Raw genomic sequence first — 9,232 nt, 5'->3', positions numbered from 1 at the left:
CAAGCCCTCTAGCGCCGGGCTTGAGCGTGCGCTTTATCTCTCGCTTCGCTCGGTGCTTTATTTTACTTTATGCTTGCAATTTACTTTGGTCTGCTATGCTCATTCCTCACTCCTCATTCCTCATTCCTCCCCTCCTCACTAAAAATCCGCCCCCACATCTTGCAATTTACCTCAAAATGTGCTATCATTATCTCTATAGGGGGTCTTATCCATGAAAAAACTCTTTTCCGTAATTTTTATGAACTTTTTCGGCTTCGACATGATAATTTTCTTGGTTGCAGTCGCGACCGCCCTCGTCTTTTATCTCACTAAAAAATCGGCTGATGTTCTCTACAACAAGCTTCATCTTAACATCTTCGTTCCCGACTCAGGTGCTTCCCACCGTCAGGCTGACAGCGATATTTCGGACATTCGTGAAACAGATATCGTTTCTATGCGCAACCGCACAGGAAGCCTTTATTCTCTGTTCGTAAATCTCACAGGGATTTTCCCTCTCTTGGGTATCCTCGGCACTGTTATATCTCTCCTCGGTATGGTGGGCGATATGACAAACGTTCAGGATAATTTTTATGGCGCTTTGACCTCCACTTTTTGGGGACTTGTTTTTGCTATAATCTTCAAATTTCTTGACGGCATAATCTCTGCAAAAATAGAGGATAACGAGAAAAATGTTCAGCTCTATCTTGAAAGAAACAACGCTGAACATTCCCAAAGCGGTGAACAGCCATGAATGGTTTCAGGAAAAATAAGGGCATAGTCCTTGAGCTGACTTCCCTGCTCGATGTTATCATGATAATGCTTTTCTGGGTCATGACCGATGTTTCCGCATCTGCCGACAGTCAGAAAGAGGACGCAAAAGCTCAGGTGCAGGCTGTCACTCAACAGCTTGAGGAGCAGAAGCAAAAGTCCGCTGACGAGCTTGAAAAGCTCCGTGAGAATATGCAAAAGCAGATAGATGAAGCCTATAAAAAGGCTGAGAACATTAACAGCAATGCCGCAAAAAATCAGCAGGCGCTTGACGGCTACACTCAGGGTATGCTTATCTCACTTGATATGCGAAATGAAAACGGCACTGATAAGCTGTATATTTCCCGAAATGATGAGGATATTATGACCGTGACCCCTGATGAAGATATCTCAGGCAGGCTCATATCTCTTTTTGAAGGACTCGGTGCAGCAGACGGTGAAGTAATGCTTGCGGCAGTGGTCTATGACGGTGACGCTGTGCTTTATCGTAACATGAGAACAGTGGAAAACGCTGTGCAGGCTGTGTCAGACAAATACGAAAATGTTTACTTTACATACATAAACACTTCCAAATAGAAAGGACAATAAAAATGAGTATTCAGAACGATGTTGAAAAGCTCTACCGCAGTGACCTTGAAAAACAAAGACAAAAGCAGAAAAAGAAAAAGAAGAAAAAGCTTCTTAGTATCATGCTGATCGTCATTATCATTGCGGCGCTTATTCTTATAATGCAGTATCTTGGACTTGGACTAGGCGGTGGAAAAGGCGAAGGCTCAGGGGACGGCAAGGACGTAAGTGCTTCCTCCAATGAAGCTTCCGTTACTACCACAACAACAGCAGCGCCAAAGGAATTTTATGACATCAAGGTTTCAGGAAGCACTTATATAATCGATGAGCGTGTGGTAGATCTTAAAAGTCTTGTTTCCACAGTGAAGCTTATGAGCGACAATGTTATCGTAAGGATAACAGACGACAACGCAACAAAGAACGCTATGGATGAGCTTAAAAAGGCTCTTACCGACGACGGCAGAGAGTTCACAGAAACAGTTCTTGACAATTCAGCTTTGGATAACAGCATGGCAGATACAACATCTGAAGCCGTAAGATAAAAACTGTAAGGGCGAACATCCTTCGCCCGTTTTCTGCATAATTTTAAAGGATACAGATATAAAATAAAATTGGGGGACGGTCAAGCCGTCCTCTTTTCAGAAACAGAGGTAATTATATGCTTGGACTTACTTTAGAGGGCGGAGCCAGCAGAACGGTCTATCCTGCGGAATAATGGACGCTCTGCTGGAAGATAAAATAATAGCCGATTATGTTATAGGCGTTTCGGCAGGAGCAGCTTTCGGCGTTTCTTACTGCTCAGGGCAGATAGGAAGAAATCTCCGCCTTGCAACTGAGTTCATGGGAACAAAGAAATACATGGGAGCAAGACATCTTATCGATCCGAAAAACCGATGCTACTATAACCTTGATTATGCCTACAATGTTGTGCCTAATGTTGAGCTTCCCTTTGATTATGAAGCCTACAGAAACTTCAAGGGCAGATTTTGTGCAGTTGTTACAAACGTAAAAAACGGCAAGGCTGAGTATATGGACGTGCCAAAAGATGACACCCACTGGAATTTGCTTAGAGCCACCTGTGCGCTTCCTCTGCTTTTCCCTGAGATAGAGATAAACGGCGAAAAATATATGGACGGCGGTATATCAGATTCCATACCATATATGCAGGCAATAAAAGCAGGCTGTGATAAAAATATCGTTGTGCTGACCAGGCCAAAGGGCTATGTTAAGACCCAAGAGCCTGCCACAAAGCTTGCCATGAAATATTATCACAAGCACCCTGAGTTTGCCGAAGCCCTTGCCACAAGAGCCGAGAGATACAATAAATGTATCGCAGAGCTTATGGAGCTTAAAGCGGAGGGGAAAGTCTTTGTTTTCACACCAAAGACCACCTTCGGTGTGGGAAGAACAGAGGGCGACCCTGTAAAGCTGAGAAGGCTCTACGATTACGGCTACAACCACGCAAAATGGGCAATGGACGATCTGAAAAAATATCTTTGCAAGTAGGAATGAGGTAATAAAATGTCATACAAGCTGCCGCTTTTTGTTGCCGCCGCATTTCTGGGCGGTTATATGCTTATTTCAAACAGACAGCTAAGGGTGAACGAATATGAGCTGAAAGTATCAAAGCTCCCTGAGAATTTTGTTGGTAAAAAGATACTTCTTCTTGCAGATCTTCACAAGAAGCGTTACGGGGATAATTTCAACAATCTGGTAAATTCCTGTATTGCCGCCGAGCCTGACTTTATTTTCTTTGCAGGTGATCTTTACAGCCGTGACGAAACGGACATGATACCGAAGCTTGCCCTTATGAAAAGGCTAAAACATATTGCACCGACCTATTATATTTTCGGTAACCATGAAACTGACAACATGGATAATGCCGAAGCCCTTGCTTTGAAACTCACTGAATGTGGAGTACACATTCTGAGAAACAATATGGAGCAGATAAAAATAGGCGAGGATCACATCAATATATACGGCACTCAGCTTCCCCAAAGATTTTACCGCAACGAAGATTTTTCACATAATGACCTGCCGAAGATCACAAAGGACGAGCTTACAAAGCTTTTAGGCGAGCCTGACAGGAGCGAGTGTAACTTTTTGCTTTCGCACACGCCGCTGGCGTTCCGTGCTTATGCGGACTGGGGAGCAGATGTGACGTTTTCGGGTCACTGCCACGGGGGAGTTATAAGATTGCCTTTTATTGGCGGAATACTTTCTCCAGAACGGAAATTCTTTCCACGATACACAAAGGGGATTTACAAACTAGACGCTGAACAGGGATTGGCAAAGCTTGCTGTTACGGCAGGACTTGGTAAATTCAGACTGAATAATCCCTCGGAAATAATGATTTGCACACTTGAAAGGCAGGAATAAATATGTATCAGAAACAATTTGCAGAATATTTTGACAAGCACATGGAGGAGATCCTACGTGACCTTGACGAGATAATCTCTATCGGGAGCGTAGGCGACATAAACGCCCCTGTTAAGCCATTTGGCGAGGGTTCTCGCAAGGCTCTTGACTGGGGAAAGGCTTATCTTGAAAAGCTCGGCATGACAACAAAGGACTTTGACGGCTATGCTGTTCACGGTGATTTTTACCAAAACGGAGAATGTAAGCTTGCTGTGCTTTCGCATCTTGACACTGTTCCCGCAGGCGAGGGCTGGAGCTATCCGCCTTTCAAGCTGACTAAAGCTGACGGAAAGCTTTTCGGCAGAGGAACAATTGACGACAAAGGTCCGAGCGTTGCGGTGCTGTGGGCTGTAAAGGCTATCAAAGAGCTTAACATTCCTATAAAAAAGAACTTCCGTGTTATTTTCGGCGGCAATGAAGAGGGTGGCTGTGAGGACATGGAATATTATGAAAGCAAACAGCCTTTCCCTGAAATGGTGTTCACCCCCGACGGCTCTTTTCCTGTGCTCAACTGCGAAAAGGGCATGGTGCATCTTACATTCTCTGCTGAATTTTCAGATGATAAGATAGCTGAGATAAATGGTGGAAGCGTTATAAATGCTATCCCTGACAAGTGCATTGTGAAGTTTGCTGACGGCAGTGAGAAGGTCATCAGAGGAAAATCGTCACACGGGTCAAGACCTGAAAACGGCGACAATGCGGTGACAAAATTTGTGGCAGAATATAAAAATAAAAATGCTCTCCTTGGTGGGTTGGCTGAGCTTTTCCCACACGGAGAATGCAACGGAAAATCCTGCGGTCTTGGTTTTTCAGACGATGTATCAGGCGAGATGACCTGTGCGCTGACTATCCTAAAACTGAGGGTGGCAGGCTTCATGGCGGTATCGACATACGCTTCCCTATTGACAAGACGCTTGCTGAGATAAGCGGTATCATAACTTCGGCACTGGAGAGCAAGGGCTTCAAGGTGGACGAGCTTGACGGCATGGAGCCGCATTATGTGGACGAAAACAGTGAGTTCGTTCAGACCTTGTTAAGGGTATACGAAAAGATCAAGGGCGAAAAGGGAAAATGTATCGCAGAGGGCGGAATAACCTACGTTCACAACACAAAGGGCGGTGTTGCGTTCGGTGCGGAATTTCCTGAGGAAAACAACAATATGCACGGAGCTGACGAGCATATTTCCATGGAAACTTTCAAAATAAATCTGAATATGTACGCTAATGCTATTGCAGAGCTTTGCGGTGAATAATTGAGTGTGCATGGCTCTTGACAAAGTGTGATTTTAGTGGTATACTTTATTGCATAAAAGCTTAAAAGCGTAAAAGCAAAGGGAGCATGACGGACAATGAAGATTTGTATAGTTGGACTTGGACTTATAGGCGGTTCGCTTGCCAAGGCAATAAAAAAGAACACTCATGAAAGCTGTTTCGGTATAGATATTGACAGGGGAACGATAGCAGGGGCGCTGGCACAGGAGGCTATCGACGGAGAGATGGCCATTGACGACCTTGCAGGCTGTGACGTTGTTATTGTGGGACTTCACCCTGAGGCTACCATAAAATTTATCACGGAGAATGCAGGCAAGTTCAAGAAAGGCGGTATCGTTCTTGACACTTGTGGAGTAAAGGGCGAGATAGTCAGAGCCGTAGAGGGCATTTGCATTGAAAACGGCGTAAACTTCCTCGGCTGTCACCCTATGGCAGGACGTGAATTTTCAGGCTTTGCATACTCGGTGGACAATCTTTTTGAAAAAGCAAGCTTTATAATGACGCCTACTGACAGAACGCCTATGAGGGTGGTGCAGGAGATATCAAGGCTTGCATACAACATAGGTTTTGCAAAGGTCGTTGTATCAAACGTTGAGGAGCATGACAGCGTTATTGCGTTCACTTCTCAGCTTGCTCATGTTGTATCAAGTTCCTATGTAAAAAGCCCCAGTCTTTTAAAGCAGGCAGGCTTTTCGGCAGGATCATTCAAAGACCTTACGAGAGTGGCTAAACTCAACGAGGATATGTGGACGGAGCTTTTCCTTATGAACCGTGGTCCACTGGTGGACGAGATAGAGCATATAATCGCAAGATTAACGGAGTATCGTGATGCTATTGCAAATAATGACGCTCAAAGGTTGCATGACCTGCTTAAAGAGGGTCGAGAGCTTAAGGAATTGTCTAATAATAGCTAAATAGGAAACAAAGCGGTGTCAGAGTTCAATTCTCTGCACCGCTTTTTGTTTATTCTTCTGTTTCTTTATCTGTGTCTGTATCGTCGTCTGTATTATCAGTTTCTTCCTGCTCTTCATTTTCGTCAGGTTCGTCAGGCTCGGACAAATTGGTATCGTCGCTTTCGTCTGTATCGTGGATATCTTTATCATTATCCTTGTTGGCTGACTTATTGTCGCCTACTGTTTTGTTTTTCACTATCATAAGATACTCAGCGGCAATAAGAGCTAAGCACAAAACGCAGACCACGCCAATAATAACTCCCATTGATGAACCGCTCTTTTCTTCCGACACCGGACTTGCGGCTTTTGAGGTCGCTTCTGCTTCTGAGCTTTCAAGCTTCACGGCTTCAGGTTCTTTTATCACTATTTTAAAATGCCCTACTGAGCCGTCCTTATAAACAATGTCTATCTTTGTTTCGCCTGTGCTGAGGGTCTGGAACTTGCCATCTCGAATATAGCACTTCGCCGTTGGCTACTGTTACGCTTTCAACATCTGTAAGCCCTATATCCTCGGGAGCGATAGGGTACTTGGAATAGTCAACGTCTATTTCGATATAATCGCTGTTGTCCTGCTGAACGTCTGCAGCGTCCTGATACTTGACGATACCGTTCTCTACCTGATTTGATATGGCATTGAGGTTTTCGTCATCAAGGGAATTTACTGTGAGATAAAGCACTGTTGAGGTGAGCTTTTCGTCTGCGACTTTGAAATGAAGGGTCGCATAATCACCGTCAAAGTCTGTGCCGTCTGCGTTCACATAGTTATATACAAACTTACCTGCAAAGGCGTTGTCAACTGCCATGCCCCCTGCTTTATCATTGGTTTCGCACTTTTCAAACTCTACAAGGCTATCGTCATAACCCACGGAGATAGAAGCGTTTGAGATAAGGTGGTCGCACTGGATATTTATTTTCGCTGTGAACTTTTTATCCTTTACCTCGCTGACCACAAGCTTTACAACTGTCGGCGTAGAAGTCGGAGTGTCCGGAACATAGGAATAAGATGTGGTAGTTCCCCATGTGGTGGTTTCCCATGTCTGAGCTGTGGTAGTTGTAGTCGTTTCAGTGTCCTCCCGCTGAGGCTGAGCGGTAGTGGTTGTTTCCGGTACAGGATCTGTGGCTGGCACATCGGTTGTCACAGGCGTTTCGGGATCAGCGAAACACACTGAGGTCATTGCCATGACCGCTGCAAAAAATCCCACTGTTACTTTCTTGAAATCCATTATTTACTCTCCTGATATTTTTTTGCCGTAAACAAGGGCTGCCGCCATAAAGACCGCAGCCCATGATTTTCCTTTTTATTAGTCCTCAATAAGAGTTACTTTCTTCATGACCTGATCTACAAGCGGCTTATCGTTGAAATTTACGTCAACTGCTGCGATCTCGTCAACAACGTCCATGCCCTCGACTACTTTGCCGAATGCTGCATACTGACCGTTAAGAAGAGGAGCGTCCTGGTGCATGATGAAGAACTGTGAGCTTGCTGAATTTGGCATTGCTGAACGTGCCATCGAAATAACGCCCCTTGTATGCTTGAGGTCGTTACGAACACCATTGGCAAGGAACTCGCCCTTTATCTTCTCTTTTGCACCGCCCATGCCTGTTCCCGTCGGGTCGCCGCCCTGTATCATAAAGCCTGAGATAACTCTATGAAAAATAAGTCCGTCATAAAAGCCCTCTTTAACAAGCTTCTCAAAATTTGCAACTGTGATAGGCGCAACGTCAGGATAAAGCTCGATCTTGATATTCTTTCCGTTTGCCATTTCTATATTTACCATGTTAATACTCTCCTTATTATTTGTTAATACAAAATTTACTTTGATTTTGGCAGCTCGCCACGCTTATTTTTCTCCATAAGATCATTGAAATACAATGTGACAGGAGTTGGAACTTTCTTGAAAAGTCCCTTTTTCTCAACCTCGTCACAGACGATATAATCTCTTTCACCGTCATTATTTACGCAATAGAGCCTGTCTGTTTTATAGAAGCCGCCGTTGCCGTCATCTCTGTTCTTATCAAAACAGCCGAAGATATCCTTTGCCATAAGCTCGCAAAGTCTGAGTATCTTTTCATAGTTGGTATGCTCGCTCCACTTTTCAAGCTCTTCATGGAAAAACTGCTGGACAGGAACGTCATTGACTTCCATTTTTCTTATTATTCTCGCAAGGCATATAGAAGCGTCCTGATCGGTAAGCTTATCAAGTCTTGCGTTCTTATAATCAAGTATATACTCATTTAATGTAGCATAAAGCAACTTATCATACTGAAACGGCTTGCCTTTGCCTGAAAACTTTATGATAGGGTTATCGGTATTGATCTTCAATTTTATCTCTCCAATTCAATTTATTCTGGCAATACCCCTAGTAATGCCTTTACCCCCCCGATCATCTGCCATATTTTTCGTTAAATTCTTTCACCTTCTGCGCCAAAAACTCTTCCGATACTGAGCCGATAGCGTCGTCGTCCTCGCTGTGGTCAACAGAGCCAAGACCCTCCACAAGAGCCTCATCGACGGATATTCCCTTTATATCCTTATACTCTGCATAGTCCTCAGGCTTTTTTGCATAAGGAAGCTCAGCCACCTTTGCGGCTGTGGTCTCTGCACTTATGGCTTCGATATTGCCTGTATCACGCTTCTCCTGAGCCACTTTCTCGTCATGTATCCTATATATCTCCTCAAGCTTTGAGTCGATACCCTCAACGGACGCCACGCTTATATCCTCCTTATGAGAAGCTACAAATCTTGCGTGTTCCTCCTCATAAAGCTTTTCATACTCGCTCTGGGCATCGGTTATCTCAGCCTGTCCTACTGGGTTCACGTCGTAGTCGGCATAGGTCTTTACGGGATCGTTTTTCTTTTCAGCCAGCTCTTTTTCAAGCTGCTCCATCTTGCTGCGGATAGTTTCCGGCTCTATGGTATCGGTTATCTTCTCAGCGTGTACCTTATCGCTGCTGGACTCCTTCACAAAAGCCGTATCTCCGCCTGCTCTCTTCACAGGAGTGTTCCATATATCATCAGCATTTATCTGCTGCTTTTTAGGCTGTGTCGATGTTTTGGGCTCGGAGCTTTTTCTGCTGAACAGACCCATAAGATCTCCCCCTTTTTTATTGGCATGATGATCTGATATCGGCATTTTATGCCTGACATCTTATACTTATTTATTATACAATATTTTCACCAAAATTGCAAACCTTTTGACAGTTACTTTTTGTACGATTTTTTAAACTCTTTTTGTGCATTTTGTTTCGCATTAATATAATATAAATATAAAATTC

Annotated in this window: 13 protein-coding genes; 8 read left to right on the top strand and 5 right to left on the bottom strand. The window is 44.1% G+C overall.

The genetic code is table 11. The features are described 5' to 3' along the window. Nucleotides 1-211: 211 nt before the first annotated feature. The 8 genes from DW793_RS13185 (at nucleotide 212) to DW793_RS13155 (ending at nucleotide 5,917) form a co-directional block, all read left to right on the top strand. Entirely contained in the window at nucleotides 212-730 is a 519-nt protein-coding gene (locus DW793_RS13185; protein ID WP_118158414.1) for a MotA/TolQ/ExbB proton channel family protein, read from the top strand. Further along, entirely contained in the window at nucleotides 727-1,323 is a 597-nt protein-coding gene (locus DW793_RS13180) for a cache domain-containing protein (protein WP_118158413.1), read from the top strand. The genes DW793_RS13185 and DW793_RS13180 overlap by 4 nt, the downstream gene beginning before the upstream one ends. A 14-nt stretch (nucleotides 1,324-1,337) precedes the next feature. Next, complete coding sequence (locus DW793_RS13175) at nucleotides 1,338-1,856, top strand: hypothetical protein (protein WP_118158412.1); 519 nt, start codon at nucleotides 1,338-1,340, stop codon at nucleotides 1,854-1,856. 172 nt (nucleotides 1,857-2,028) lie between these two features. After that, nucleotides 2,029-2,820: a patatin-like phospholipase family protein gene (locus tag DW793_RS13170; protein ID WP_252969900.1), complete on the top strand. Its 792-nt coding sequence runs from the start codon at nucleotides 2,029-2,031 to the stop codon at nucleotides 2,818-2,820. A gap of 15 nt (nucleotides 2,821-2,835) precedes the next feature. Further along, a complete protein-coding gene (locus tag DW793_RS13165; protein ID WP_118158411.1) occupies nucleotides 2,836-3,693 on the top strand; it encodes a metallophosphoesterase in 858 nt (285 codons plus the stop codon). A 2-nt stretch (nucleotides 3,694-3,695) separates the two neighbouring features. After that, a complete protein-coding gene (locus DW793_RS13160; protein WP_252969899.1) occupies nucleotides 3,696-4,658 on the top strand; it encodes a Sapep family Mn(2+)-dependent dipeptidase in 963 nt (320 codons plus the stop codon). A 41-nt stretch (nucleotides 4,659-4,699) separates the two neighbouring features. Beyond that, the gene (locus tag DW793_RS15515) at nucleotides 4,700-4,984 is read left to right on the top strand and encodes a hypothetical protein (protein WP_252969898.1); all 285 of its coding nucleotides are present in this window, start codon (nucleotides 4,700-4,702) and stop codon (nucleotides 4,982-4,984) included. Between the two features lie 96 nt (nucleotides 4,985-5,080). Further along, entirely contained in the window at nucleotides 5,081-5,917 is an 837-nt protein-coding gene (locus DW793_RS13155; RefSeq protein WP_118158410.1) for a prephenate dehydrogenase, read from the top strand. A gap of 49 nt (nucleotides 5,918-5,966) precedes the next feature. Here DW793_RS13155 and DW793_RS13150 read toward each other — a convergent pair whose 3' ends face one another. The 5 genes from DW793_RS13150 to DW793_RS13130 all read right to left on the bottom strand — a co-directional run bounded on the left by DW793_RS13150 (nucleotide 5,967) and on the right by DW793_RS13130 (nucleotide 9,045). Further along, nucleotides 5,967-6,320 carry a hypothetical protein gene (locus DW793_RS13150; RefSeq protein ID WP_118158409.1) on the bottom strand — a complete coding sequence of 118 codons (354 nt, stop codon included), beginning with the start codon at nucleotides 6,318-6,320 and terminating at the stop codon, nucleotides 5,967-5,969. Between the two features lie 28 nt (nucleotides 6,321-6,348). Then, entirely contained in the window at nucleotides 6,349-7,179 is an 831-nt protein-coding gene (locus DW793_RS13145; RefSeq protein WP_118158408.1) for a hypothetical protein, read from the bottom strand. A gap of 78 nt (nucleotides 7,180-7,257) precedes the next feature. Continuing rightward, a complete protein-coding gene (locus DW793_RS13140) occupies nucleotides 7,258-7,734 on the bottom strand; it encodes a peptidylprolyl isomerase (protein ID WP_118158407.1) in 477 nt (158 codons plus the stop codon). Between the two features lie 35 nt (nucleotides 7,735-7,769). Next, nucleotides 7,770-8,279, bottom strand: a complete 510-nt coding sequence (locus DW793_RS13135; RefSeq protein ID WP_022287922.1) for a hypothetical protein — start codon at nucleotides 8,277-8,279, stop codon at nucleotides 7,770-7,772. 61 nt (nucleotides 8,280-8,340) lie between these two features. Continuing rightward, nucleotides 8,341-9,045: a hypothetical protein gene (locus DW793_RS13130; protein WP_022287921.1), complete on the bottom strand. Its 705-nt coding sequence runs from the start codon at nucleotides 9,043-9,045 to the stop codon at nucleotides 8,341-8,343. Nucleotides 9,046-9,232: the final 187 nt, after the last annotated feature.

It is taken from the genome of Ruminococcus sp. AM31-15AC (assembly GCF_003462045.1).
Classification (GTDB): domain Bacteria; phylum Bacillota; class Clostridia; order Oscillospirales; family Ruminococcaceae; genus Hominimerdicola; species Hominimerdicola aceti.
The sequence above is the reverse complement of the archived record's forward strand: the minus strand, read 5'-3'. Positions and strand labels throughout refer to the sequence as shown.